This window comes from Plantibacter sp. M259 (assembly GCF_006065115.1).
GTDB classification, from domain to species: Bacteria; Actinomycetota; Actinomycetes; order Actinomycetales; family Microbacteriaceae; genus Plantibacter; species Plantibacter auratus.
Map to the genome: position 1 here is coordinate 3,381,391 of NZ_CP040750.1, position 25,547 is coordinate 3,406,937.

Here is a 25,547-nt window from a genome sequence, read left to right on the forward strand (position 1 = left end):
TTCGACGAGCGGGTCGACTCAGCCGGGGTGCGTCATCGAGAGGACGTCGAGCGCAGTGTCGAGCTGCTCCTCCGTGATCTCGCCGCGTTCGACGAACCCGAGGTCGACGACGGCCTCGCGGACGGTCAGACCCTTGGCGACGGAGTGCTTGGCGATCTTCGCCGCCGACTCGTAGCCGATGATCTTGTTCAGCGGGGTGACGATCGAGGGCGAGGAGCCGGCGAGTGCAGCAGCGCGGTCGAGGTTGGCCTCGAGGCCGTCAACGGTCTTGTCGGCGAGGACCCGGGTCGCGTTCGACAGGAGACGGATGCTCTCGAGGAGCGCCGTGCCCATGACCGGGATCGCGACGTTGAGCTCGAAGGAGCCCGAAGCGCCGGCCCAGGCGATGGTCGCGTCGTTGCCGATGACCCGGGCGCCGACCATCAGGACGGCCTCCGGGATCACGGGGTTCACCTTGCCGGGCATGATCGAGGATCCCGGCTGGAGGTCGGGGATGTGCAGCTCGCCGAGACCGGTGTTCGGGCCCGAGCCCATCCAGCGGAGGTCGTTGCAGATCTTCGTGAGGCTCACCGCGATGACCCGGAGGGCTCCCGAGGCGTCGACGAGTCCGTCGCGAGCGCCCTGGGCCTCGAAGTGGTCCTGGGCCTCGGTGATCGGCAGCTCGGTCTCCTGCGCGAGCAGCTCGATGACGAGCTGGGGGAAGCCCTTCGGCGTGTTGATGCCGGTGCCCGTCGCGGTTCCGCCGAGCGGGACCTCCGCGACGCGGGGGAGCGCCGTGCGCACACGCTCGATGCCGAGACGCATCTGGCGGGCGTAGCCACCGAACTCCTGGCCGAGGGTGACCGGCGTGGCGTCCATGAGGTGCGTCCGGCCCGGCTTCACCGCGGTCTTCCACAGCTCGGCCTTGCGCTCGAGCGACACGGCCAGGTGGTCGAGGGCCGGGATGAGGTCGTCGATGAGGGCGCTCGTGACCGCGATGTGCACCGAGGTCGGGAAGACGTCGTTGGAGGACTGCGAGGCGTTGACGTGGTCGTTGGGGTGCACCGGGCTGCCGAGGCGCGCGCTCGCGAGCGTCGCCAGGACCTCGTTCATGTTCATGTTCGACGAGGTGCCGCTGCCGGTCTGGTAGGTGTCGACCGGGAACTGCGCGTCGTGTGCGCCGGTGATGACCTCGTCGGCCGCTGCGGCGATCGCGTCGGCGACACCCTGGTCGAGGACGCCGAGCTTGGCGTTGGCGAGTGCCGCGGACTTCTTGATCCGGGCCAGCGAGGCGATCTGCGCCGACTCGAGCCCGCTGCCCGAGATCGGGAAGTTCTCGACGGCCCGCTGCGTCTGCGCACCGTAGAGCGCGTTCGCGGGGACCCGCACCTCGCCCATGGTGTCGTGTTCGATGCGGTACTCGGTTGCTGAGGTGTCTACCACGCTGTTCGTTCTCCTTCGTGCGATTGCGGTGGTGCTGCGCTCGACCGGTCGGTGAGCGGGGTGGAGGTCATTCGGGGACGGTGACGTCGCCGATCACGATGTCGGCGACGGCGGTGCCCTCGAGGAGCTTGTAGTTCGCGCCGATGATGGCGACCGTCCCGGCCGCCACGGCATCGCTGATGAGCTCGGAGCGCGAGACGACCTCCATGACGGTGCGGCGGAGGTGGCGTCGTCCGACCTCGGAGGTGTCGACGGAGGCGGCGTCGATCGGTGCGGGGCCGGCGACCGCGCTCACGGCGGGGACGATCTGCTGGATCAGCTGGTCGATGTACGGGGGCAGCGGGGTGGCGTCCTCGATCTGCGAGTCGATCGCCGCGCGGACGGCACCGCACTCGTCGTGCGCGAGCACGAGGATGAGCGGGACCTGCAGGACGCCGACGGCGTACTCCAGGGTGCCGAGCACCGAGTCGGAGACGATCTGGCCGGCGTTGCGGACGACGAAGAGGTCGCCGAGTCCCTTGTCGAAGATGATCTCGGCCGCGAGGCGGGAGTCGGAGCAGCCGAAGATGACCGCCTCCGGGGCCTGGGAGTGCGCGAGGGTGGCGCGGCGTTCGACGTCCTGGCGGGGTGGGCGGGCTGACCGGCGACGAACCGCGCGTTACCGCGCTGCATCTCGCGCCAGACGGCACCGGGGCGCTTCTGGGTCATTCTGAGTCCGTTTCTGCAGGGGCGCCCGACGGGGCGTCGAGGTTGGCGGTGACCCCGGTGCGCACGGAACGTGCGACATCGAGGACGTACTCGGGCTTCGCCGTGCCGAACACGGCGATCGTGCTCCGACCGGCGACGGTTGACAGCGCGTACGCGACGTTGCCGTCGTCGGAGCCGCTGCCGTTCGCGTATTCGACCCACTCGACGCCGTCGATGGTGACGGTTCCGGTGGGCCGGGCTTCGTCGAGCTCGGCGAGGAGCCAGGTGTCGTTGGCGTCCACGCCTTGGACGAGGCCGACGAACTCGTCGTCGGGGGAGATGAGTCCGACGTTCCAGGAGCGGATGTCGGGCGTGCCGGCGACCGGCGAGGCTGCGGTGCGGACGTCGGCGTAGTTGCTGCCCCAGTCGTCGCCGAGCTCGGGGGTGAGGAGCGGGACGGGGAGGTCGGGCTGCGCCTGACCGGCGAGCTGCGCGTAGTCGACGGTCGGGCGTTCCGGGGCCTCACCTCGGGGCACGGCGAGCACGATCACGACCACCAGGCCGACCGTGGCCAGGAGCGACAGGACGAGGTTGTTGACGGTCTTGCGCGAGCGGTAGAGGCGGGAGTTCTCCGCCTTGCGATCGGCGGTCTCCTGCGGCGTCTCGGGGCGGCCGAGTTCGGCAACGACGCGCGGCGGCTTGGTGTCCTTCACCGCGATGCGTCCGGAGTGCCGGATCCGAGCTGGGCGGCGCGAGCCGCGTCCAGCCGTGCCTTCGCGCCGATCAGCCACTCCTCGCAGCGCTGGGCGAGCTGTTCGCCGCGTTCCCAGAGTCGGAGGGAGTCCTCGAGCGACGCCGAGCCCTGCTCCAGCTCGGACACGACACGCACGAGCTCGTCGCGTGCCTGCTCATAGCTGAGCTCCTGGACATCGGAGGGGTTGGCATGCTTCTATCCTATTCGTCGTCGGTCCGGGCGGCAGCCGTGGCCGGGCCGGTACTGGAGGCGCCGATCGCGCCGGAGGCGAGGGTGACCAGGAGCTCCATCCCGGCGGGGGCGTCGCCCTCCGCACGGACGACCGCGCCGCCCGGGACACCGGCCTCCGCGTCCGCTCGCTGGACGATGGCGTAGCCGCGGTCGAGCGTGCGCTGCGGCGACAGGGCGCGGAGATGTGCGCGGAGTTCCGTCACCTCGCGCTGGGAGCGCTCGACGGCACGGTCGATGAGCTCGGCACCTCTGGCGACCGTGCGGGTCAGCTCGTCGGCCCGTGAGTCGACGATCCAGGACGGGTCGGCGAGCGCGGGACGGGTGCGGAGCGTCGCGAGTCGGTCGATCTCGTGACCGAGCAACGAGGTCACCCGGGAGGACAACCGGACGCGGGCTTGCTGCACCCGCGCGAACTCCTCAGCGACGTCGGGGACGACCCGCTTGGCGGCGTCCGTCGGCGTGGAGGCGCGGAGGTCTGCGACGTCGTCGAGGAGTGGGCGGTCCGCCTCGTGGCCGATGGCACTCACGAGGGGCGTGGTGCAGGCGGCCGCGGCTCGGACCACGCGTTCGTCGCTGAACCCGAGGAGGTTCTGGAAGTCGCCACCACCGCGCGCGACGATGATGACGTCGACCTCGGGGTCGGCGTCGAGCGTCTGCAAGGCGCTCACGACGTCGCCAGGGGTGCGGTCGCCCTGGACGGCGGCGTGGACGACGCGGAACCGGACCGACGGCCAGCGCAGCTCAGCGTTGCGCAGGACGTCCTTCTCGGCGTCGGAGTCCTTGCCGGTGACGAGCCCGATGCACTGTGGGAGGAACGGCAGTGGGCGCTTGCGGGACGCGTCGAAGAGCCCCTCCTCGGCGAGCTGCCTGCGGAGCCGTTCGAGTCGCTCGAGGAGGTCGCCGATGCCGACGTGCTTCATCGCCATGACCTGCATGGTGAGCGTGCCGCCCTTGAGCCAGTAGTTCGGCTTGACCAACGCGACCACGTGGTCGCCCTGCTTGAGGTCGGCGGGGATCTTCGCCCGGACGGACGACCAGATGGTGAACCCGACCGTCGCATCGATCTCGAGGTCTTTGAGCTTGCCGTAGACGTTGCCGCCCGAGGCTCCCCACTGCGTGATCTCGCCCTCGACCCAGACCGTGCCGAGACGGTCGATGTAGTCGCGGAGCTTCGTGCCGAGGAGCGCGACCGGCCAGGGGGCTTCCATGGTGGCCGGTGCATCGCTCATCCCTCCAGCCTAGCCGCGAGCACCGACGGCGCGGGGTCGCGGACCACCCGGCCGTTCACGGCCGACTCCCGAGCGCTGCCGCGTAGAATCCACACGTGACCGATCTCCGCGACGCCCCAGCCATCGGCCTCGGCATGCCGAGGCTCCGACGCATCGCCGGACGCCTCGCAGACCTCCCCGTCGCCGGCGAGAAGCGCGTCCTGCTCGCCGCCCCTCGTGGCTACTGCGCCGGCGTGGACCGCGCGGTCGTCGCCGTCGAGAAGGCCCTCGAGCACTATGGCGCACCGGTGTACGTCCGGAAGCAGATCGTCCACAACGTGCACGTCGTCGACCAGCTCGAGGCGCAGGGCGCGGTGTTCGTGGAAGAGGTCGACGAGGTGCCGTCCGGCGCGCACATCGTCTTCAGTGCGCATGGCGTCTCGCCCGCCGTGGTCGATGCCGCCGCCGACCGCGGGCTGCTCGCGATCGACGCCACCTGCCCGCTCGTCACCAAGGTCCACCGCGAGGCCGTGCGCTTCGCCCGCGACGACTACGAGATCCTGCTCATCGGACACGAGGGGCATGAGGAGGTCGAGGGACGGCCGGTGAGGCGCCCGACCACGTCACACTCGTGACGAGCCCGGAAGCCGTCGACGACCTCGTCGTCGCCGACCCCGACAAGGTCGTGTGGCTGTCGCAGACCACGCTGTCGGTGGACGAGACCATGGAGACGGTCCGCCGCCTGCGCGAGCGGTTCCCGAAGCTCCAGGATCCGCCGAGCGACGACATCTGTTACGCGACCCAGAACCGCCAGGTGGCCATCAAGAAGGTCGCCCAGGACGCGGACCTCGTGATCGTTGTCGGGTCGGCGAACTCCTCGAACTCGGTGCGCCTCGTGGAGGTCGCGCTCGAATACGGGGCGAAGGCCGCCTACCGCGTCGACTACGCGCACGAGATCCAGCAGGCCTGGCTCGACGGCGTCGTCACGGTCGGTGTCACGAGCGGCGCCTCCGTGCCGGAGGTCCTCGTCGACGAGGTCCTCGAAGAACTCTCCGGGGCCGGCTACGGCGCGGTGCAGGAAGTCAAGACGGCCGAGGAGGACCTCATGTTCTCCCTGCCGAAGGAGCTGCGCAAAGACCTTGCCGGCACGACCGATCCGCGCGCCCTGGGAGGGCGTCGACCATGAGCGAATCCCGCCCCGTCCGCAGTTCGGTGAGTACGCGTCCCCGAGGAGCAGCGTGCCCGGATCGCCGAGCCCATCGACGAGCAGCGGGCGGAGGAGCTCGGCATCGCACCGGTCGTCCCCGTCGAACGGCAACCGCGGCAGCAGCAGGAGCCGACCCTCCGCGAGCAGACGCGGGAGCCTGCGACGATGCCGCCCGGTACCGCGGCAGCGGCTGGCAGACGGCCCGTCGCCGGAGACCGCCTCGCCACGTCGATCCTGCTCGGTCTCGGCCTCGTCGGCCTGATCGTGACCATGCCGGGACTGCTCGACCTCCCGGGCCAGATCCGGGCATTGCTGTTCCGGGCGGGAATCTCTGGCTACTCGACCGACGGGCTGGCGAGCGCGATGGGTAGCCTCGCCCTGGGCCTGCAGATCCTGTTGTGGGTGGTGGCCGTCTTGCTGTCCAGTCGCTCGCTTCGCGCGGGTCGACTGACCTTCTGGATCCCGCTCGTCGCCGGGGTCGTCGCGAACGTGGCCGTCGTGATCCTCGTCGCCGTGGCGTTGGGAGCCGACCCGGCGGTCCTCGAGTACGTCCGGTCGCAGCAGCCGTAGTCGCACACCGACGAAGAACGGGCCCGGCAGCGATGCCGGGCCCGTTCTTCGTGCAGGTGACTAGGAGGTGCTGGTGCCGTACGAGCCGAGCTGCTTCGTCGACTCCAGGACGCGAGCGGCCATCGCCGACTCGGCGACCTTGCCCCAGGCGCGGGGGTCGTAGACCTTCTTGTTGCCGACCTCGCCGTCGAGCTTCAGCACACCCTCGTAGTTCGAGAGCATGTAACCGGCGATCGAGCGGGTGAACGCGTACTGCGTGTCGGTGTCGATGTTCATCTTGACGACACCGTTCGCGACGGCCTCGGCGATCTCGGCGTCGGTGGAACCCGACCCGCCGTGGAACACGAGGTCGAGCGGCTTGGGGCCGTGACCGTACTTGGCGGTGAGGCCGTCCTGGATGGTCTTCAGCAGCTCGGGCTGGAGCTTGACGTTGCCGGGCTTGTAGACGCCGTGCACGTTGCCGAAGGTGAGGGCAGCCATGTAGCGGCCCTGCTCGCCGAGGCCGAGCGCCTCGACGGTCGCGATGGCGTCGTCGAGGGTGGTGTACAGGTGCTCGTTGATGTCGTGGCTGACGCCGTCCTCTTCGCCGCCGACGACGCCGATCTCGACCTCGAGGATGGCGTTGATGGCCTTGGTGCGCTTGAGCATCTCGGTCGCGATCTCGAGGTTCTCCGTGAGCGGGACCGCCGAGCCGTCCCACATGTGGGACTGGAAGATCGGGTTGCGGCCGGCCTTGACCTCTTCTTCGGAGGCGGCGATGAGCGGCATGACGAAGCCGTCGAGCGCGTCCTTCGGGCAGTGGTCGGTGTGGAGCGCGACGGTGACGGGGTAGTTCTTGGCGACCTCGGTCGCGAACTTGGCGAAGGCGATCGCGCCGGCGGCACGGTTCTTCACGGTGTGGCCGGCGAAGTAGTCGGCGCCGCCCGTGGTGACCTGGATGATGCCGTCGGAACCGGCCTCGGTGAGGCCCTGGAGGACGGAGTTGATGGTCTGGCTGCTCGAGACGTTGAACGCCGGGTACGCGAACCCGTTCGACTTCGCCTTGTCGAGCATCGCTGCGTACTGTTCCGGGGTGGCGACGGGCATGTCTTCTCCTTGCGTGGGGACGATTCGCCTTGAAGTCTAGTGACTCGGGCTCCGAGGCATACGGCACGATGGGGACATGATCGAGCGCGCTCCGGACACCGACCTCCTCGACGGCTTCCTCGACGCCACGAGGGCCGCCGCTGCCGCCGTCGCGGGTCTCGTCGGTGGCGGTGACGGCATGCGCATCGACGGGCTCGCCGTCGATGCGCTCCGCCGGGCGCTCGAATCGCTCCCGGTCGACGGGCGCGTCGTCGCGGGGGAGGGCGAGAAGGACCAGGCGCCCATGCTCTTCGTCGGGGAGTGTTTCGGCACAGGTGCCGGGCCGGCGATCGACCTCGCCGTCGACCCCGTGGACGGCACGAAGCTCGCGGCCACGGGCAAGCCGGACTCCGTCGCCGTGATCGCCATCGCCCCGCGCGGTGCGATGTTCGACATCGGGCCGGCGTACTACCTCGAGAAGCTCGTCGCCGCCGGTGGGGGACGAGAGCTGTCGCTGGCCGATCCGATCGCGGTGACCCTCGATCGGCTCGCGGCCCGGCTGGGGCGGCCGGTCGAGCAGCTGCGGGTCGCGGTCCAGGACCGTCCTCGGAATGCGGCGACCGCCCAGGCCGTGACCGCCGCCGGTGCCGAGCTCGTGAGCTTCATGGACGGCGACGTCGCCCTGTCCCTGCGGGCCGCGGCCGCCGACGGCGACCTCGATCTGCTCCTCGGCGTGGGCGGGGCCCCGGAGGGCATCCTCACGGCTGCCGCGGTCCGGGCCCTCGGCGGCTGGATGACGGCGCGCTTCGCACCGCAGTCGCCGGAGGAACGTGCGCGGCTCGTCGAGGCAGGGACCGATCTCGACCGCGAGGTCCCGCTCGACGAACTCTGCCGCGATGACGCCTGGCTGCTGCTCAGCGCCGTCACGTCGACCGCGCTCGCCGCCGGAGCCGAACTCGCCGGAGTCCGGGTCGAAGCGGACGGCGGTGTCACGGTCGAGTCCGTCGTCGTCGGTCCCGGGAGCCCGCTGACGAGGTCACGGAAGCGCCTCGATCGAGACGCACCCAGCGGCCTTCCCAGCCCGGTTCGATAGGCTGAAACCCTCATCCACCGAAGCGTCGTGTCCCACGAGGCGAGCGATCCATGGAGGATCCAGTGACCCAGCCTGAAACCGGCTCCCACTATCTGCAGCCCGACCGCAACCTCGCCATGGAGCTCGTGAGAGCGACGGAGGCCGCCGCGATCCGGGCGGCGCCGTTCATCGGGCGAGGCGACAAGAACGCCGCCGACGGTGCAGCGGTCGACGCCATGCGCGCCTTCCTCGGCACCGTCAACTTCGACGGCGTGGTCGTCATCGGCGAGGGCGAGAAGGACGAAGCGCCCATGCTGTTCAACGGCGAGCACGTCGGCAACGGCCGCGGCCCGTCTTGCGACATCGCCGTCGACCCGATCGACGGTACGAGCCTCACCGCCGCCGGGCGTCAGAACGCCCTCTCCGTCATCGCCGTGTCCGACCGCGGCAGCATGTTCGACCCGTCCGCGGTGTTCTACATGGACAAGATCGTCACCGGCGCCGACGGCATCGGTGTCGTCGACATCAGCCAGTCCATCGGCGACAACATCCGCGAGCTCGCGAAGGCCAAGGGCAAGCAGCCCGAGGACATCCGCGTCGCCGTCCTCGACCGACCGCGCCACGCGCAGCTCATCGAGGAGATCCGCGCGGCCGGTGCCGGGACGCGGCTGCTGCTCGACGGCGACGTCGCGGGTGGCATCAACGCCGCGCGCTACGACTCGCGGATCGACATGTGCGTCGGCATCGGCGGCACGCCTGAGGGCATCATCACCGCGTGTGCGGTGAAGGCGCTCGGCGGGCTCATCCAGGGCAAGCTCATGCCGAAGGACGACGCCGAGCGTGAGCGTGCGCTCGCGGCCGGTCACGACCTCGACCGCGTCCTCGGCGCGAACGACCTCGTCCGAGGCGACAACACGTACTTCGTCGCGACGGGCGTCACCCACGGTGAACTCGTCGACGGTGTGCAGCGCAAGGGTCCGATCATCCGCACCGAGAGCCTCGTGCTGCGGTCGCGTTCCGGCACCATCCGTCGCGTCGAGGCAGACCACCTCGCTGCGAAGTGGCTGTAGCCGCTCCTCCAGCAGAGCGAAGCGCCCGGTTCCACCTCACGGTGAGCCGGGCGCTTCGTCGTGCGGTGTTCGTGCCGGTCAGTCCTGGAGCCGGTGCGCGAGCCGGGCCTCGAGGTCGCTCGGCTCGGCATCGGACGGCTCCGGCGAGGGCTGCGCCTCCCGTGCGGTGAGGCGCTTCGGTGAGGCGTCGCTCTGGCTCACCTGACCGATGACCGTCGCCTCGTCGAGGGCGTCGAGCTTGCGCGCCGTGACGAGCACGCGGGTCTCGAACGAGGAGGCGAACTGGTTGTAGTTGGTGACCGTGCTCTCGATGGACCGGCGCAGGCGGTCGGCGTGGTCCGACAGCGTCGAGAGCCGCTGGTAGAGCTCCTTGCCGAGGTCGAACAGTCGCTTCGCGTCCTCGGTGAGGACGTCCTGCTGCCAGGTGAACGCGACCGTCTTGAGGACCGCCCACAGGTTGACGGGGGAGGCGAGGGCGACCCGTTTGCCGAAGGCGTAGTCGAGCAGGCTCGCGTCGGCCTCGAGCGCTGCGGCGAGGAGCGACTCGCTCGGGATGAAGCAGATGACGAACTCCGGGCTCGACTCGAGGCCGCGCCAGTAGCCCTTCGCCGCGAGGGCGTCGACGTGCGACCGCACGGCCTTCACGTGCTGCGCGAGGAGGGCGGTGCGTCGTGCCGCCTCCTCGCCCGTCGCGGTGACGGGGATGGTGCTGGCTTCGAGGTACTGGGCGAACGGCACCTTCGCGTCGACCGCGATCGACTTGCCACCGGGGAGTCGCACGACCATGTCGGGTCGGCCGATGCCGTTGTCGGACGTGATGCTCGACTGCAGGTCGAAGTCGACGCGCTGCGTGAGGCCCGCGGCCTCCACGACGTTCCGGAGCTGGGTCTCGCCCCAGACACCGCGGGTGGCGTTGTTGCGGAGCGCCGAGGCGAGCGACTCCGTCGTGGACCGCAGGCGTTCCTCGGACTCCGAAGCCGTCTTCAGCTGCTGGGCGAGCTCGCCGTGCTGTCGGCTGCGCTGCTGCTCGAGTTCCGCGACCTTCGCCTGCATGTGTTCGAGGCTGTGCTGCACCGGCGCGAGGGCCTGCAGGACCTGACTCTCCTCGTGTTCCCGGCGCGATCGTCGTTCGGCGTCGGCGCGGTGGCGCTCGGCGAGCTCGCGGTACTGCTCGCGCTGGGCGTTCAGCTCACGTCCGAGACCGTCGGCCGTGGCGTCGAGGGCGGCGAGTTCGGCGCGCAGCGCGGCGCGGAGTTCCGCCTCCCGTGCAGAAGCGTCGGCGAGGAGTTGCGCCTGCTGGCCGCGGAGGTCGGCGAGCTGGGCGGTGTGCCTGGCCTCGAGTAGCGCCGGGTCGACCGAACCCGTGCCGGTGCGCCGCTGCAGCAGGAGGACCGCCACGGCTGCGCCGATGACGAGTCCGATGAGGAGGCCGATCCCGAGGGCGAGTGCGCTGTCCATGCCCTCAGTGTGTCGCGGGCCGCCGACATCGGTCGGAGGCCGCGCGGCGACCGCGGGCTCAGGCGGCGACGGCCGTCCCGATCCGGCCGATCTTCACGCTCGTGAGCTGCGCGAGTTCGGCGATCGAGGAGGCGCCATGGCGGGCGGCGGCGTGGATGATGATGTGCGCGGAGGCCTCGGCGTCGCCAGTGGCGTCGTGGTGCTGGAAGTCGTCGAACCCGGCGGCGAGAGCGGCAACGGGGAGCCGGTAGGAGTCGAGCTGATACGTCTTGCGGGCGACGTTGAGGCTGCACAGGTAGGTGAGGTCGGGGCAGTCGAGGCCGGTGGCGGCGCAGCCACCGCGGATGACGCCCATGTCGAAGCCGGCGTTGTGGGCGACGAGGGCGTCACCCTGGGCGAAGTCGAGGAGCGTGTCGAGCTGGTCCGCCCAACCCGGCGCCCCGAGGACGTCGGTCGCGACGATCCCGTGGATGCGGGTGTTCCACTCGAGGAACGCGTCGTGTCCGGCAGGGGCTGGATGAGCCAGCCCGCCCGGTCGACGACGATGCCGTCGCGGACCCTGACGAGGCCCACGCTGCAGGCGGAGGCGGATGACGAGTTCGCGGTCTCGAAGTCGATGGCGGTGAAATCCAGTGGCACGTCCTCACCCTCGCACCAGCGTCCGACACCGCTCGGGTGGCACGCCGCATGCCGCTCGATCGACGGTGCCGATCCGTGCCCGGAGCGGAGGCGCGACCCACGGGGACGCGCGGCCAAGTACGATAGACCCTCGTGGCTCTTACTCTCGGCATCGTCGGCCTGCCCAACGTCGGCAAGTCCACCCTGTTCAACGCGCTCACGCGCAACAACGTGCTCGCAGCGAACTATCCGTTCGCGACGATCGAGCCGAACGTCGGCGTGGTCGAACTGCCCGACGCCCGGCTCGGCAAGCTCGCGGAGATCTTCGGCAGCGAGCGCATCCTGCCCGCCGCGGTGTCCTTCGTCGACATCGCCGGCATCGTCAAGGGCGCGAGCGAGGGGAGGGGCTCGGCAACAAGTTCCTCGCGAACATCCGCGAGGCCGACGCCATCGCGCAGGTCGTCCGCGGCTTCGCCGACCCCGACGTCGTGCACGTCGACGGCGACGTGAACCCGGCGTCCGACATGGAGACCATCAACACCGAGCTCATCCTCGCCGACCTCGAGACGCTCGAGAAGGCGATCACCCGGTTCGAGAAGGAGGTCAAGGGCAAGAAGCTCGACCCCTCCGTCCTCACGGCGGCGAAGGAGGCGCAGGACGCGCTGAACGCCGGCACCCCGCTCTCGGCGACGAAGATCGACCTCGCGCCCATCAAGGAGCTCGGTCTCCTCACGGCCAAGCCGTTCATCTACGTGTTCAACGTCGACGAGGACGTGCTCCAGGACCAGGCGAAGCTCGACGAGCTGGCCGCCCTCGTGGCGCCGGCGAAGGCCGTCTTCCTCGACGCGAAGCTCGAGTCGGAGCTCGTCGACCTCGACGAGGACGACGCACGCGAGATGCTCGAGTCTACCGGCCAGACCGAGTCCGGCCTCGACCAGCTCGCACGCATCGGCTTCGCGACGCTCGGCCTGCAGACCTACCTCACGGCGGGCCCGAAGGAGTCGCGTGCGTGGACGATCCCGCAGGGTGCCAAGGCGCCCCAGGCGGCCGGCGTGATCCACACGGACTTCGAGAAGGGCTTCATCAAGGCCGAGGTCATCTCGTTCGACGACCTCGTCGAGACCGGCTCCGTCGCTGAGGCCCGCTCCAAGGGCAAGGCCCGCATGGAGGGCAAGGACTACGTCATGCAGGACGGCGACGTCGTGGAGTTCCGCTTCAACGTCTGATGTGACCCGTTTTGTTCGCTAGACGAAAGTGGAGAGAGCTTCTCGGTTCGCATCTGAGTCCGCGAAGCGGTCGATTCACCTGTTCGCAGGCCAGGGTGCGGCCGTCGAAGGATCGACCGTCGGCAATATCGCGTGCGCGGAGCTCGCCATTCAGGTATTTGAGTCTCAAACCCATATATCGGAATAGGCATCGGCTGCCAGGCTGTCTAGGGTGACACCGTTGTGCCAGGTCTTGGGCGGAGCGAACTGTGTTCGCCGGTGGCGGCGAGCCAGGGATGTTCAGCCCACCAAGCCTCCTCGTCGCAGCCGCGGCAATCGCCACGCTGAGCCCACCGGCACATCGTTCAAAGGTGCGGGCTCCTAGCGGTCGGCCTCTTTGTGTTCATCGTCTATCAGCTTGGCGCGTCGTCACCCGTGGCATCAGCGACCATGGGCAAGACGCCGTTCCCGCTGGTCTGTTCCAGGCTCGGGATAACGGATGACGACTCGTGCGCGCCGGGCGCGCAAAAGCCATGCAGCCGACGTGTGAACGTTCTCTGCAGCGCGTATAGAGTCTGCGACGGTTGCGAGGGCCCGTGGCAAGATCCCACCTGCTCCGATGCTGGAGCAGGGGCCGCGGTTTGGTGTGATCTTGACCCGCGTTGCGCGTCCGCCGACCTCTCACGGACCGGAGTACCGACAACAACGACGAGACGATAGAGCAATCATGGCCAGGGTGAATACGCTTCGTCCCAGGCTGACTCCGGGTTGAGGCGCCTGGACCCGACTAGCCCCGCGAGATCACGAGTGCGCCTGCCCCGGCGTACCAGGGGGATCCCGCCAAGGATGCCTCCGTCCGAGTCGTCGAGCTGCAGCAACGCCCGTGATGAAACCGGCCAACATACTGCACACCTATATTCATTCGCGGGAAGCCTCTGAATGTTGGAGTGTCAAGTCAGTGCCCTATATGTCGAACATGGCACACCGAGCTGCCCCATTTCATCGCATATCAAACGTCGACTACGACGGCCCGCTAGGAGATCTACCAGGGTTGACCCTAACGCGCTGCGAGGAGCATTTCTGCTAGGAGTGCTCGACAGAATTCGCGAGCCACTGGACCGACGGCACTACCGTGACCTGCCAATTCGGCGAAGTAAAACCGACCTCAGAACAAAACTGCCGGCAAGATCGCTTCCGCGCGAAAATTCGGGCATTATGGTGGACACTAAGACCAGATTGAGGCGCGAAGCGCCAGGTAGGTGGGGGCATTGAAAGCGGGCGAAACGACCATCCTGAAGTTGCTTCAGGGTTCGAAGGTTTTTCTCATACCAAACTTTCAGAGGAGATACTCCTGGCGGGCGAAGGAGTGGGAGCTCTTGTGGGCGGACCTCCTCCGAGAGATGGACATCGACCACAGCGATAACACGAAGGAGCTTGACGGTCACTTTTTGGGAAGCATCGTCCTACACCCGGCTACAGGTGCGGCCTCCGTATTGATGCAACATCTCGTCATTGATGGACAGCAACGATTGACGACCATCCTCATCCTGTTAGCAGCGTTGCGTGATATTCGTGCAGAGGTTGAGCCAGATTGGGATCCGCGTGAATATGATACAAAATATCTCACCAACCCATATGATCCCGAGCACCCAAACCGCTTGGTGCCTACTGAACTGGATCGAGCGGCATATGTGGAGACTACTCGGCGTAAGAACCCGACTGAAGGCATAGGCCAGGCTTATACGTTTTTCGACAAACGTATACGCGAACTCCACCGGCATCGCGGAGGGAACCTCTCGACCTTGGGGGACACGTTGTTGCTCCATATGCTGGTTGTAGAAATAAACACTAGCTCTGGTGATTCTGTCAACAATATTTTTAATACACTCAATTCGAAAGGGCGGCCCCTCACGGCGGCTGATCTGGTACGAAACGAACTTTTACTCCATGTAGGTGAGGAGCAAAGTCGCATCGCATACGAGCGGTTCTGGCTGCCCATGGAACATGCGCTGGTTATCGAGCGTAAAGCCGGCTTCGATGATCGCGAATTTGTCACTTTTCTCTGGTCTCGGGAGGTCGCGTATGACGCGAAGTCGACCAGGCAAGACCTCTTTCCCACTTTCGAACGTCGCTTGAGACGTGAGCTCGATACTTTGCCGTCGGCTCTTCGTCGTGACAAAGCTATGGATGTCTTCGAAGAGATGTACAACGACCATCTGCTCTTTCTGTACTTGCGTGACCCCCGAGATGAATATCTGCGAGATTTTGACATCAGCGACGAGTTGGCTGTCTCGCTGGATCGGCTCAGACAATGGGGATCAGAGCCGTCTACACCCCTTGCGCTTTGGCTCCTTCGTGCGGCAAAGAGAGGTGAAATCGACCAGATTGATGCTGCTGAAGCTGTTGATGTCCTGATCGGATACCTTGGCAGACGGGCTCTCGCTGGGGTTCCAACCAACTTGCTCAATCGAATACTGACACCGATTGCGAGTCGGTTGTCGACGCGTCGCGACGGCTCGGCAGTAGATTCCCTGCGTAGTATCCTGAACGCTCCAGGGTCGTATTGGCCGCCGGATGCTGAGGTCTTGTTGGCTGCAGCTAGTCAACCAATCTACGTGTCGGCAAAGCGGCAAGTGAAGTTCCTCCTCGCGGAGGCGGAGCGCATCCTCTCCGCTCGGCCGATGGATGCTCTCGAACTTGCGGCAAAACATGTGATGCCTCCGGAGATTTCGCGCCAGTGGGAGCAAGAACTTGTTGCTAGTGGCTTTGACTTAGATGATGCCCGCGCTCTGTATAACACTCTGGGTAACCTGACGCTCGCAGATGCCACAGCGGTCATGAGTCATGAGTCGCTCGAGGAGAGTCTACTCACTTTGCAGCCGTCCAGTTTGAGACTGAACGAAGATCTGGCATTGTCGTTACCATTCACTCCTATTGCAATTTCGGAACGTAGCCGCCGTCTCGCGAAGGCGCTGCTGACGGCGTTCCCTGGACCCTCAGTGAGGCAGGACATCGTTGACGAGCGAGCGCATTCCGGAGCAGCCGTATCGGATCGGATCGAGAATGCACTCCAGGCCATGCCCGAGGGAAGCTGGACCTCCGAAGATGACCTCGTCGAGTTCCTGGGTATCGACCTTCAAGAGTTGCGCTCTCTTGTCTCGGGGCTCGATTCAGTAATCGCGCGACTGGTCCGTGATGCAAGCGGAAGTATGCCGACCTGGTTTTCAGACGAATTGAGTGCTCGAGTTGCACCGCAGTTCAGTCCTGGAGTGGCGGAGGGACGGGTCTCCAGCGCGTTGCTTGCCAAACTCGTTCGAGACATTGAACAGGCGCTCGACGAGGGCGACGCGGATGAGGCCGGAGTCGCCTGATGGCTGGTGCTGATGGCGGTCCGTCGACTGCCGAGATGGTTCGGTCGGTTGCGGAGAGACTTGCGCCTTATGGTGGCGCGGCTGCGACTGGCATCCTCGCGCTTGGCGGATTCTTCACCGATGTGATCGATGTTTGGTGGAGGGTGGTCGTCGGGGTGCTAGCACTGGCGCTGGCTGGCGCTGGCTTGTACGGCGTCCAGCGCAGGCTTAGTCGCGAGAGTGTCGCAGTGGCGCGGGCGCAGTCTGCAGAAGGTGAGCTCAGCGAATTGCGCGGCAAACTCGACTCATCCACTCCTGAGGCTGTCCTTGACGCGGTTGGGGCGGCGCTTTTTTTAAAGCCCGGAGCTTGGCGACTGACGCTACTAATCGTGGAGATGTCAGAGACTGGCGACTGGTGCCTTCGGCCTCTGGTCACGCGAGCCAGCTCAGAGGTCCACGAGGCCACGCCTCACGGGGTCCTGACCCTTACGAGGGGAAAGTTGCGAGAGATCCTTGATCACGACTCGACGGACGAACCGTTCAATAATGAAAGCGGTAATGCGCCCGACCCAGCAGTTGATCCAGAGCTTTGGAAGCGTTTCTACATGGAGATCATTCCAGTTGAAACGTCCTCTGAGACCATGTTGACGCGCAAGTTTGGGTGGACGGCCTTCCGCGAGCCAGACAGTCGTCGTACCTTGGTTTTATTGAGTGAGAGCGTATTAGTGGACGGTATTCAGCTGGATGTTTTCCGGTCGCGCCTACTTGCGCCCGCAATTACTCTCGTCTGGCGAATGTCAGAAGTCGTACAGCGGGACTGATACATGCGGAACATGTCGGTGACTGCGTCGAGACCGAGTCGGTCGCGCACGCCTGTGCGGGTGGTAGCCGCTCCGCCGAGAGCATTGCTCTGTCACGCAGGGCGGTGGCGGTGCGAGGTTTCGGTCGAACGTGTGGCCAGTGAGGCGCTCACTGCAATGAGGATGTAACGACTCGCGTTATTAACGAGGCGCGTTATACCCTGCTACGATGATCAGGTCGTTCGGCAACCGAGATACCGAGCGATTGTGGCGTCGGGAACGAGTGCGGTCGATCGATCCTCGGATACATCGGGTCGCGCTCCGGAAACTTCGCCAGGTGGGTGCCGCAGAGATGCTCGACGATCTTCGGGTCCCACCGGGCAACCGACTCGAGCCGCTCAAGGGCGATCGTGTCGGGCAGCACAGCATCAGGATCAACGACCAGTGGAGAATCTGTTTCGTGTGGACGGCCACGGGGCCCGAGGAGGTGGAGATCGTTGACTATCACTGACTCGAGCGACAAGCTCGCGCCGATTCACCCCGGTGAAGTCCTCATGGAGGACTTCATCGAGGGGTTCGGCATCACGCAGAACAAGCTGGCGGTGTCCATCGGAGTCCCACCACGTCGCATCAATGAGATCGTCCACGGCAAACGGTCCATCACAGCGGACACCGCGCTCCGGCTTGCGAAGTACTTCGGCACTTCGGCGCAGTTCTGGCTCAACCTGCAGATGCGCTACGAGCTCGATCTCGCCGAGGATCGGCTTTCGCAAGAGATCGCGGCGATCACGCCACTGAAGCCCGCTGCCGCGTAGCGTCATACTTCACGCCGAGAGTGCGTGTTCTGTCGTTTGCGCGCGGGTTGTAGGACGGAACGCGCGCTCCGGGTCGAGGTGATCGGCCGTCACCACCAGCGTTTGGCGCGGGGGACCAAGCCCAATAGGGCTGCGAGCCCGGCGAAAGCGCTGACCACCCCGAGGAAGCCCACAGGGGTGTCGCGGAGCGGGCCGATGACGAGCAGGGCGCCGAGGCCGAGCGCTACCACGCCGAAGCCGGTGCGCCAGCGTCGCCCGACCTTCGCCGATGGGCGGCGGCCGGGCAGGTCGGTGGGTCGCGGGCGCACGCGGCGCCGTGCGCTCAGCGGCGGTCCGCCGTCGTCCGGCCCGTCGACGGCACGACCGAACTCGTCGACCCACGGACCGGCACCGATCCCGGGACAGCGATCGTGGACGTTGGTGTCGCGGGTCGAGGCATCCGCCGGGTGGGCAGGCATGGCTGCGGCGAGATCCACGTCGAATCTGATGGAACCGTCCGGCAGGAGGGCGTCGTAGCCGACGAACCGCAGCGGCCGTCGGCGCCATCTCGACGTGCCACGGAACGCCGTCGCGCGGACGGCGACGGGACGGTCGGGCGATTCGCGCATGGATCGATGGTGGCACATCGGGTCATCCTCGTTCAGCGCCCTGGTGGTTCCGAAGCCCCTGCCGCCAGCGGAGTGTCGCTCCGGCGGTACGCTCGATGAGGCGCCACCCGAACGGGCGCCACAGGAGGCCACGGGTGACGATCGATCTGGCGAGCATGCTGGTGGTGGCGGTGATCGTCTGCGCCGCGTGCGGGATCTTCTACGGACTCGACAGCGCGCGAACCCTCGCCGGACGCCACATGGCAGCCTGGATGTCCGGATTCGCCACCACCCTGCTCTCCGCGGTCAGCTATCTCGCCGCCACGCTCAACGGCGACTCGGTCTGGATCGTCGCCGTCGCCAATGCCGCCATGGTCGCCTCGATCGCCGCCCTGTGGGTCGGGTGCCGGCTGTTCAACGGTCGACGCAGCCTCGTGCTGCTCGGCACCCTCTTCGTCGGCGTGACGGCGATCTCCGCCGTCCTCGACCCCACCGACGACCCGGAGTGGGCCGGCACCATCGCCCGGCTCATCTCGCTCATCATGCTGTCGCTCCTGGTCGCGTACGAGGCACGACGGGGGCGGATGCGAACGGCACCGGCGTCGCTGGTGCTCGTCGTCGTCATGATCCTGCACGCGGTGTTCACCGCCGTGCGCCTCGCGGTCTACCTCGCGGCGGGTCCTCACTCGGAGATCTTCGAGCGGCTGTTCAGCACGCCCATCGTGACCTACATGAACCTCGTGTTCGTCGTCGCGATCGCCGTCGGCCTCGTCCTCCTGCGTTCCTGGGAGCGCAAGCAACGCCTCTCCTCGGAGCGGGTGGGCGTCCGCACGGTGGGGCGCCGCGCCTTCATCGCCGAGGCGACCCGACTCCGGGACAGGCAGCAGCCCGATCGTCGCCTCGCGATCCTCGTCGTGGCGATCGACGGCTACGGCGACCTCCGCCGCGCCTACGGGATGGCGACGGCGGGCGAGCTGGAGGCACTGCTCGCTGCCGCGGTCTTCCGGGAGCTGCCGGCCGGGTCTGTCTGTACGCGAGTGTGGGGCGGGACCATCCTCGTGGCCACGTCGGTCGAACCAGGGCCGACCGGCCTCTCCGGTCTCCACGACCTCGCGGCACCGATCGCCGCCGGCTACCGAGAGGCCGTGACACAGCAGCTCGACGGCTTCGCCGGTGCTGCGAACCTCGGCGTCGCGGTCGATTCAGCCGCGCCGACGCCCGTCGAGACCCTCGTGTCGATCGCACGGACGGCCCGAGCTGACGCGGAGCGGCGAGGCGAATCGGTGCGGGTCGTCGAGTCCGCGTCGGAGACGCAGGACCGCTGACGGCGCGTGCGGCTCAGCGACCCTGGCGCTTCTTGTACGGCAGCGGCTCGCCCTTGACCTTCGGCGCGCGACCCTTGCCCTTGTTCGCTTTGGCTTTGCCGCCCGGCGCGGGAGCCGACTTCGCTGCTGCTGCCGCAGAGGCGTCGAGCTGGCGACGCGCCTCGATGAGGAACGCGTAGCCGGCGTCCGTCAGCTGCGTGGATTCCACGTCGCGGGCGAACAGTTCCGCTCCGACGCTCTCCTCGAGCTTCCGGACGTCGGCGACGACGGTGCTCCGTGGCACACCGAGCGCCTTGGCCGCCTTCGCGAAGTGGAGGGTCTCCGCGGAGGCGACGAAGGAGCGCAGCTGCTTGTGATCCATGCCCTCAGCCTACGGTCACGGCGTCAGGCTGCCGACCAGTGTCGCGTCAGCCACCCAGCTGGTCGCGTCGGCGACGCCGCACGATCACCGAGGCGATACCCGCGAGCAGGCCGAGGCCGAGCAGGGAGCCGGCTGCGATCGCCAGCGTCGATCCCTGGAACCCGGTGTCGGGAAGCCTCGTGATGTCTCCGGCCGGAACCGCCGGCTGCCCGGGGACCTGCGGGGTGCCCGGTGGGACGATGACGATCGTCGATTCGATGGAGTCGTCGGGCGCGCTGCCGTTACTCGCAGTGATGGTGACCGTGTAGGTCCCGGGCGTCGTGGGCGTGCCGGTCACGCCACCGGTCACGCTGTCGAGGACGAGTCCCGGGGGCAGGACACCCGAGGTGACCGTGTACGTCGCGTCGGGGCTGCCGGTCGAGGTGACCGTGCTGTCATAGGTCGTGCCGACGGTGCCGCCGGGGAGCGGAGCGGAGGTGATCTCCGGGCTCGTCGTGACCTCGGAGCCGCTGCCGTCGTCGCAGCCGGTCGGCCGGTTGATGACGGTGTTGATGAGCGTCACGGCGCCGGTGGACGCGAGGAGACGTCCTTCGACGACCGTGCCCGCTCCCGTGGAGATGGACGTGTCGGCGAGGATCGTGCCGACGAAGGGCGCGCCTCCGTTGAGCGTGGCGTCGCTGCCGACACGCCAGAACACGTTGCAGGCGCTCGCGCCGCCGACGAGGGTGACCGAGGAACCGATGCCGGTCTTCAGCGTGCTCGCCGCCTGGAAGACCCAGACCGACTCCGCGGTGCCGGTGAGCGTCACGTTTCCGGTGAGGGAGATCTCTCCGCCGGCGTAGACTCCGGGAGTGAGGTTGAGGTCGGTGAGCTCACCGACCTGCTGCGGGGCCGGCGTGAGGCTGGAGGCGACGCCCATCGCCTTGAGGAGGTCGTTCTTGGCCAGGGCGGCGGGCTCGTTCGTCACGTTCTGGGTGCCGTTGACGAGGCCCGGCGGGAAGCCGGTCACGGAGCTCTCCGGGCTCAGCCCGAGGTCGCCGTTAATCGTGGTCGCGCCGGTGTTGGTGACGGCCGATGCGGCGAGGACGCCGTAGTCGGCTGCCGTACCGAGGAAGATCGGGCCGTCGATCGTGGTCGCGGCGTTCGCCGGTCCGGCACCGATGGCCAGGAGCCCGACGGTCACCACTGCCGCTGCGGCGAAGAGCCGTGGGCGAGTGCGAGCGGGTCTGGCGCTGTGGTCAGGTGGAGAGAGTTCGAGGCGCATGAAGGCCCCTTCCGTGTGGGAGGGGCGCGAAGCCAAAGAGGATGGCGACATCAACCGCAACTGTTCCCTGTGTACCACCTTCGGGGGTCGCTAGATCAGCTAGCGCTCCTGACGTACCCAATCGTTATCGTGATGCGATACGCTACTCCGCCGACTCGTGGCGCGAAATGAACGTTCACCGAGGCCCGGACGGAATGAGACGATTGCAGCATGACTGCAACGCTCGTGGCCCAAGGCCTGGCCGGAGGACACGGCCACCGCACCCTGTTCGACGGCCTCGATCTGACGGTTGCGCCGGGCGACGTCGTCGGCGTCGTCGGGATGAACGGCGCGGGGAAGTCGACGCTGCTGCAGCTCCTCGGCGGCTCCCTCGAACCGCAGGCCGGAACCATCACGCTGTCGCCGTCCGACGCATTCGTGGGCGCGCTGCCGCAGGAACACGAGCGTGTCGTCGGTGAGAGCGTCGCCGCCTACATCGCCCGGCGGACTGGCTGCGCTGCGGCGACCGAGGCGATGGACGCGGCCGCCGCGGCGCTCGCCGAGCCCCCGCAGGCAGGCACGGACCCCGCGGACGTCTACTCCGCCGCCCTCGACCGCTGGTTGGCGAGCGGCGCGGCCGATCTCGAGGAGCGGATCCCCGCGGTCCTCGCCGACCTCGGACTGGACCTCGACGCGGATGTCACGACCACGATGATGACCTCACTGTCCGGTGGGCAAGCCGCTCGTGTCGGACTGGCGGCGTTGCTGCTGTCGCGATTCGACATCGTCCTCCTTGACGAACCGACCAACGACCTCGACCTGGATGGCTTGGAGCGGCTCGAACGCTTCGTGCAGGGATTGCGCGGGGGTGTGGTGCTCGTCAGCCACGACCGCGAGTTCCTCGCCCGCTGCGTCACGCGCGTCCTCGAACTCGACCTCGCGCAGCAGAGCAACCGCGTCTTCGGGGGCGGATACGAGGCCTACCTCGAGGAGCGCGAGGTCGCCAGGCGGCACGCCCGCGACGCCTACGACGAGTTCGCCGACAAGAAGGCGGATCTCGTCGGTCGCGCCCGGGTGCAGCGTGAGTGGTCCAGCCAGGGCGTGCGGAACGCGATGAAGAAGGCGCCCGACAACGACAAGATCCGGCGGAAGGCCTCGGCGGAGTCCTCGGAGAAGCAGGCCCAGAAGGTCCGGCAGATGGAGAGCCGCATCGCTCGGCTGGACGAGGTCGAGGAACCACGCAAGGAGTGGCAGCTGCAGTTCACGATCGGCAGCGCACCGCGCTCGAGCACGGTCGTCGCGACGCTCTCCGAGGCCGTCGTCCGGCAGGGCGACTTCCAGCTCGGCCCCCTGTCGCTCCAGGTGAACGTGGGCGATCGCATCGGCATCACGGGGCCCAACGGCGCCGGCAAGTCCACCCTGCTCGCAACGCTGCTCGGTCGTCGCGAACCCGACGCGGGCAGCGCGAGCCTCGGCTCCAGTGTGCGGATCGGCGAGATCGACCAGGCCCGCTCATTACTCGTCGGCTCGGAGCCACTCGCCGACCGCTTCGAGGCGATCGTGCCCGACCTCAGCCCGGGAGAGGTCAGGACGCTGCTGGCGAAGTTCGGGCTGAAGGCCGACCACGTGAACCGGCCCGTCGACGAGCTGTCGCCGGGGGAGCGCACCCGCGCCGGGCTCGCCGTGCTCCAGGCGACGGGGATCAACCTGCTGGTTCTGGACGAGCCGACGAACCACCTCGACCTCGCAGCCATCGAACAGCTCGAGGAGGCACTCGAGAGCTACGACGGAACCCTCCTCCTCGTCACCCACGACCGCCGCATGCTCGACACCGTCCGGATCGAACGGCGATGGGTCGTCGAGGCCGGCCAGGTCTCGGAGCGCTAGCCCGCGGCGTCGCGGCTCAGAGGCCGCGGACGAGCGCGTCACGCAGTTCGGGTCCGATGTCCTCGGGAACGTCGACATCGACCGCGAGCGCCTGGATCGCCCGGCTGTAGTAGTTGCGGGCGGCCGCAGCGAGGGTGATGTCGAGGATCTCCCGGTCGGAGAAGCCGTGCTGGCGCAGGGTCAGGCTGTCGGCGTCGGTCATCCGGTCCGAGTCGCGACCCACCCGTTCCGCGTAGGCCATCATCGCGACCTCCGCGGGGCTCAGGCCGGCGTCGCGATAGTCCGCCGCGATGCGCACGAGCTGGTCCTCCTCGAAGAGCGCAAGCGATCTCCGGCCGTGAGCGAGACGGCAGTGCCGTGACCGCGTCCCTCGCGCCGCGGCGAGCGTCACGAGCTCGTAGCGGCGCAGGCCGAGCGGTCGGGCGATCTCACCGATCAGCGCCTCCCACGCGGCGTAGGCCCCGGGGTTCAACGCCATCACCTTCGTGTGCGCCGCGACGAATCCCTGGTCGGCGATGTCGTCGTCATACATCGCGGCCGTCGTCGCATCGGCATCGGCTTCGGGAATGGTGCGGAGGATCGACATGTCGGCCACCTCGTCGGAACGGGTCGCGGGCCGGGTGTCCGCGGCTACCGTTCATGATGGCACTCGAGGTCGGCGCTGTCAGAACCCGTTTCGGCGAACGTCGGCGGTCGCATCGGTTTCACCGGGTCCGGTCGTCGCCGGGGAGCACCGCGCATGCCCCGGACATGAGCGAGGACCCCGCGGCGTTCGCCAGGCGGGGTCCTCGTCGTTCAGAGGGCGCGTCAGTCGCGCAGCTGCTCCTTGTAGTCGTTCTTCGCCTCGGTGGTGTCGCGCTCGGCCTCGGCCTTCTTCACGTCGGCCTCCGCCTGCTTCACCTTCGCGTCGGCCTTGGCCTCGTCGACCTTGTCGCCGATCCGGTCCTTGGCGTCTTCGACGGTCTCGCCGATCTTCCGGCCGGTCGCCTCAGCAGCGTCCTTGGCGTTGTCCAGGAATCCCATGTCAGCTCCGTCTCTGATCCCGACTCTCGGTCACAGTTCAAGCCTCGCGGGCCCGCGCCCGCGCGGCAACCACTTGTGTTACGAGGCGTGGACGGCTAGATCACGAGACGATCCGGCGCGGGCGGGCGTCGTCGCTCAGGGAGCGGGAGCGCCACCGTCGGTCGGGGTCGCGTGCGGCAGCCAGTCCTTGAGGATGACCTCCTCCGGGTCGACCAGACGCTCGGTGTGGAGGTCGTACTCCGGGTCACGCTCGGCGAGGAACCGGGTGACGGCGTCAGCGTCCTCGTTGTCGTGTCGACGTCGTGCGCGGTCTGCCGCGTCCTGCTCCGTGCTCATGGATCCCACCGTAGCCCAGCCTCCGGCGGAGGGTGGCGCTGGACACCCGGCATCGGACACCCGACACCGAGCGCGCGGCCTGATCCCCTTCCGGTCGGTCGTCGTAGGGTTCAGCGGAGGCCAGCGACGGCCTCAACCGCGGCGACGACGGCGCTCGCCGTCCGGTCCAGCTCGGCCGCGGTGACGGCGGCGGTCCAACTGAAGCGCACGGCGGTCTGCGCGACCTCCGGAACGAAGCCGATCGCGAGGAGGACCGGCGACGGCTCGTCGCTGCCGGCGGCGCACGCGGAGCCGCTCGAGGAGATGACGCCCCGCCGTTCGAGTTCGAGGAGGACCGCCTCGCCGGAGGTCCCGGGGAACACGAACGACGCGATACCCGGCAGGCGACGTTCGGGGTGGCCCGTCAACCGAGCACGCGCGACCTCGTTCAGGACCCTCGTGATGAACGCGTCGCGCAACCCACTGACGCGGTCCACCGCTTCCTCCCGATCACGCTCGGCGAGCTCCAGTGCCGTCGCGAGCCCGACGGCGGCGGCCACCTGTTCGGTCCCGCTCCGGCGCCCGCGTTCCTGCCCGCCGCCGTGGAGGAGTGGTTCCAACGGCAGGGAGCCGCGCACGGCGAGCAGTCCGACGCCCTTCGGAGCACCGAGCTTGTGGCCGGCGAGGCTCAGGGCGTCCACGCCGAGGCGATCCAGTCCGAGCGGCAGCCATCCCGCCGCCTGCACGGCGTCGGTGTGGAACGGGACGCCTGCGGCCCGGGCGACGGCTCCGAGTGCCGACAGGTCCTGGACCGTGCCGATCTCGTTGTTGGCCGCCATCACCGAGACGAGCACCGTGTCCGGCCGCAGTGCAGCGGCGAGTTCGGCCGGGTCGACCAGGCCGGTCCCGTCCACCGGGAGGACGGTGGCCTCGACTCCGTGGAACCGCGTGAGGTACGCGATCGATTCCGCGACCGCCTCGTGCTCGATCGGCGAGGTGACGACATGGCGTCCGCGATCGAGGGCCGCCAGGGTGATGCCCTTGACCGCGAGGTTGTCCGCTTCGGTGCCGCCCGAGGTGAACACCACGTCTCCAGGTCGGACGCCCAGCACGGTCGCGACGCGTCGCCGGGCGTCCCGCAACGCCCCGGCCGCCGCCTCGCCGACAGTGTGATGGCTCGACGGGTTGCCGAAGGTGCTCGTCAGGTACGGCCACATCGCCTCCAGCACCTCGGGGCGCACCGGCGTCGTCGCGGCGTTGTCGAGGTAGAGCAT

General features: G+C 67.9%; 20 protein-coding genes and 6 pseudogenes. 11 read left to right on the forward strand and 15 right to left on the reverse strand.

All coding sequences use genetic code 11. The annotated features are described in order from the left end of the window. Positions 1-18 precede the first annotated feature (18 nt). The 5 genes and pseudogenes from FGL15_RS15855 to xseA form a co-directional block, all read right to left on the reverse strand. The gene (locus FGL15_RS15855; protein WP_082455866.1) at positions 19-1,422 is read right to left on the reverse strand and encodes an aspartate ammonia-lyase; all 1,404 of its coding nucleotides are present in this window, start codon (positions 1,420-1,422) and stop codon (positions 19-21) included. Positions 1,423-1,489: 67 nt separating this feature from the next. Further along, positions 1,490-2,130, reverse strand: a pseudogene (locus tag FGL15_RS15860) (carbonic anhydrase). Further along, positions 2,127-2,822: a DUF4245 domain-containing protein gene (locus FGL15_RS15865; RefSeq protein ID WP_167620449.1), complete on the reverse strand. Its 696-nt coding sequence runs from the start codon at positions 2,820-2,822 to the stop codon at positions 2,127-2,129. The pseudogene FGL15_RS15860 and the gene FGL15_RS15865 overlap by 4 nt, the downstream one beginning before the upstream one ends. Beyond that, positions 2,819-3,043, reverse strand: a pseudogene (locus FGL15_RS15870) (exodeoxyribonuclease VII small subunit); the annotation flags it as partial. The gene FGL15_RS15865 and the pseudogene FGL15_RS15870, both read right to left, overlap by 4 nt. 20 nt (positions 3,044-3,063) lie before the next feature. Continuing rightward, a complete protein-coding gene (xseA, locus tag FGL15_RS15875) occupies positions 3,064-4,323 on the reverse strand; it encodes an exodeoxyribonuclease VII large subunit (RefSeq protein WP_138946688.1) in 1,260 nt (419 codons plus the stop codon). Between the two features lie 134 nt (positions 4,324-4,457). Between xseA and FGL15_RS15880 the strand changes: the two are divergent. Next, positions 4,458-5,488, forward strand: a pseudogene (locus tag FGL15_RS15880) (4-hydroxy-3-methylbut-2-enyl diphosphate reductase). Between the two features lie 51 nt (positions 5,489-5,539). Beyond that, positions 5,540-6,079 (forward strand): annotated as a pseudogene (locus FGL15_RS15885) (DUF6264 family protein); the annotation flags it as partial. Between the two features lie 60 nt (positions 6,080-6,139). On the opposite strand, the gene fbaA reads toward FGL15_RS15885, so the two are convergent. Further along, positions 6,140-7,165, reverse strand: coding sequence for a class II fructose-bisphosphate aldolase (gene fbaA / locus FGL15_RS15890; RefSeq protein ID WP_085510491.1), 1,026 nt, complete (start codon positions 7,163-7,165; stop codon positions 6,140-6,142). A 76-nt stretch (positions 7,166-7,241) separates the two neighbouring features. Here fbaA and FGL15_RS15895 point away from each other — a divergent pair, with 76 nt between their 5' ends. Both FGL15_RS15895 and glpX read left to right on the forward strand, forming a co-directional pair. After that, positions 7,242-8,237 carry a fructose-bisphosphatase class II gene (locus FGL15_RS15895; RefSeq protein ID WP_138946690.1) on the forward strand — a complete coding sequence of 332 codons (996 nt, stop codon included), beginning with the start codon at positions 7,242-7,244 and terminating at the stop codon, positions 8,235-8,237. A 50-nt stretch (positions 8,238-8,287) separates the two neighbouring features. After that, on the forward strand, positions 8,288-9,286 hold the full coding sequence (gene glpX / locus FGL15_RS15900; protein WP_064296437.1) for a class II fructose-bisphosphatase: 999 nt from the start codon (positions 8,288-8,290) through the stop codon (positions 9,284-9,286). 78 nt (positions 9,287-9,364) lie between these two features. Here glpX and FGL15_RS15905 read toward each other — a convergent pair whose 3' ends face one another. Beyond that, positions 9,365-10,744 carry a DNA recombination protein RmuC gene (locus FGL15_RS15905; protein WP_138946691.1) on the reverse strand — a complete coding sequence of 460 codons (1,380 nt, stop codon included), beginning with the start codon at positions 10,742-10,744 and terminating at the stop codon, positions 9,365-9,367. Between the two features lie 58 nt (positions 10,745-10,802). Then, positions 10,803-11,383: pseudogene (locus tag FGL15_RS15910) on the reverse strand (exonuclease domain-containing protein). A gap of 132 nt (positions 11,384-11,515) precedes the next feature. Here FGL15_RS15910 and ychF point away from each other — a divergent pair. The 5 genes and pseudogenes from ychF to FGL15_RS15935 all read left to right on the forward strand — a co-directional run bounded on the left by ychF (position 11,516) and on the right by FGL15_RS15935 (position 17,532). Beyond that, positions 11,516-12,588: pseudogene (ychF, locus tag FGL15_RS15915) on the forward strand (redox-regulated ATPase YchF). 1,238 nt (positions 12,589-13,826) lie between these two features. Next, positions 13,827-15,938 carry a DUF262 domain-containing protein gene (locus FGL15_RS15920; RefSeq protein ID WP_138946692.1) on the forward strand — a complete coding sequence of 704 codons (2,112 nt, stop codon included), beginning with the start codon at positions 13,827-13,829 and terminating at the stop codon, positions 15,936-15,938. Further along, positions 15,938-16,738 carry a hypothetical protein gene (locus tag FGL15_RS15925; protein ID WP_138946693.1) on the forward strand — a complete coding sequence of 267 codons (801 nt, stop codon included), beginning with the start codon at positions 15,938-15,940 and terminating at the stop codon, positions 16,736-16,738. The genes FGL15_RS15920 and FGL15_RS15925 overlap by 1 nt, the downstream gene beginning before the upstream one ends. Positions 16,739-16,946: 208 nt before the next feature. Next, complete coding sequence (locus FGL15_RS15930) at positions 16,947-17,228, forward strand: type II toxin-antitoxin system RelE/ParE family toxin (RefSeq protein WP_138946694.1); 282 nt, start codon at positions 16,947-16,949, stop codon at positions 17,226-17,228. Further along, positions 17,215-17,532 carry a HigA family addiction module antitoxin gene (locus FGL15_RS15935; RefSeq protein ID WP_138946695.1) on the forward strand — a complete coding sequence of 106 codons (318 nt, stop codon included), beginning with the start codon at positions 17,215-17,217 and terminating at the stop codon, positions 17,530-17,532. The genes FGL15_RS15930 and FGL15_RS15935 overlap by 14 nt, the downstream gene beginning before the upstream one ends. Before the next feature lie 89 nt (positions 17,533-17,621). Here the strand turns inward: FGL15_RS15935 and FGL15_RS15940 are convergent, their stop codons facing one another. Next, the gene (locus tag FGL15_RS15940; protein ID WP_138946696.1) at positions 17,622-18,140 is read right to left on the reverse strand and encodes a hypothetical protein; all 519 of its coding nucleotides are present in this window, start codon (positions 18,138-18,140) and stop codon (positions 17,622-17,624) included. Between the two features lie 134 nt (positions 18,141-18,274). Between FGL15_RS15940 and FGL15_RS15945 the strand changes: the two genes are divergently transcribed. Beyond that, a complete protein-coding gene (locus FGL15_RS15945) occupies positions 18,275-19,444 on the forward strand; it encodes a hypothetical protein (RefSeq protein WP_138946697.1) in 1,170 nt (389 codons plus the stop codon). 13 nt (positions 19,445-19,457) lie between these two features. Here the strand turns inward: FGL15_RS15945 and FGL15_RS15950 are convergent, their stop codons facing one another. Together FGL15_RS15950 and FGL15_RS15955 are read right to left on the reverse strand one after the other, a co-directional pair. Continuing rightward, complete coding sequence (locus FGL15_RS15950) at positions 19,458-19,805, reverse strand: LysR family transcriptional regulator (RefSeq protein WP_064296432.1); 348 nt, start codon at positions 19,803-19,805, stop codon at positions 19,458-19,460. A gap of 46 nt (positions 19,806-19,851) precedes the next feature. After that, a complete protein-coding gene (locus FGL15_RS15955; RefSeq protein WP_168223420.1) occupies positions 19,852-21,069 on the reverse strand; it encodes an ice-binding family protein in 1,218 nt (405 codons plus the stop codon). Between the two features lie 210 nt (positions 21,070-21,279). On the opposite strand from FGL15_RS15955, the gene FGL15_RS15960 reads away from it, so the two are divergent. Next, the gene (locus FGL15_RS15960) at positions 21,280-22,935 is read left to right on the forward strand and encodes an ABC-F family ATP-binding cassette domain-containing protein (RefSeq protein ID WP_138946699.1); all 1,656 of its coding nucleotides are present in this window, start codon (positions 21,280-21,282) and stop codon (positions 22,933-22,935) included. A gap of 16 nt (positions 22,936-22,951) precedes the next feature. On the opposite strand, the gene FGL15_RS15965 is transcribed toward FGL15_RS15960, so the two are convergent. From FGL15_RS15965 to FGL15_RS15980, 4 genes are all read right to left on the reverse strand, one after another. Then, positions 22,952-23,521: a carboxymuconolactone decarboxylase family protein gene (locus tag FGL15_RS15965; protein WP_138946700.1), complete on the reverse strand. Its 570-nt coding sequence runs from the start codon at positions 23,519-23,521 to the stop codon at positions 22,952-22,954. A 221-nt stretch (positions 23,522-23,742) separates the two neighbouring features. Further along, a complete protein-coding gene (locus FGL15_RS15970) occupies positions 23,743-23,958 on the reverse strand; it encodes a hypothetical protein (protein ID WP_079705518.1) in 216 nt (71 codons plus the stop codon). 135 nt (positions 23,959-24,093) lie between these two features. Next, entirely contained in the window at positions 24,094-24,294 is a 201-nt protein-coding gene (locus FGL15_RS15975; RefSeq protein ID WP_064296429.1) for a hypothetical protein, read from the reverse strand. Between the two features lie 110 nt (positions 24,295-24,404). After that, complete coding sequence (locus FGL15_RS15980) at positions 24,405-25,547, reverse strand: cysteine desulfurase family protein (RefSeq protein WP_138946701.1); 1,143 nt, start codon at positions 25,545-25,547, stop codon at positions 24,405-24,407.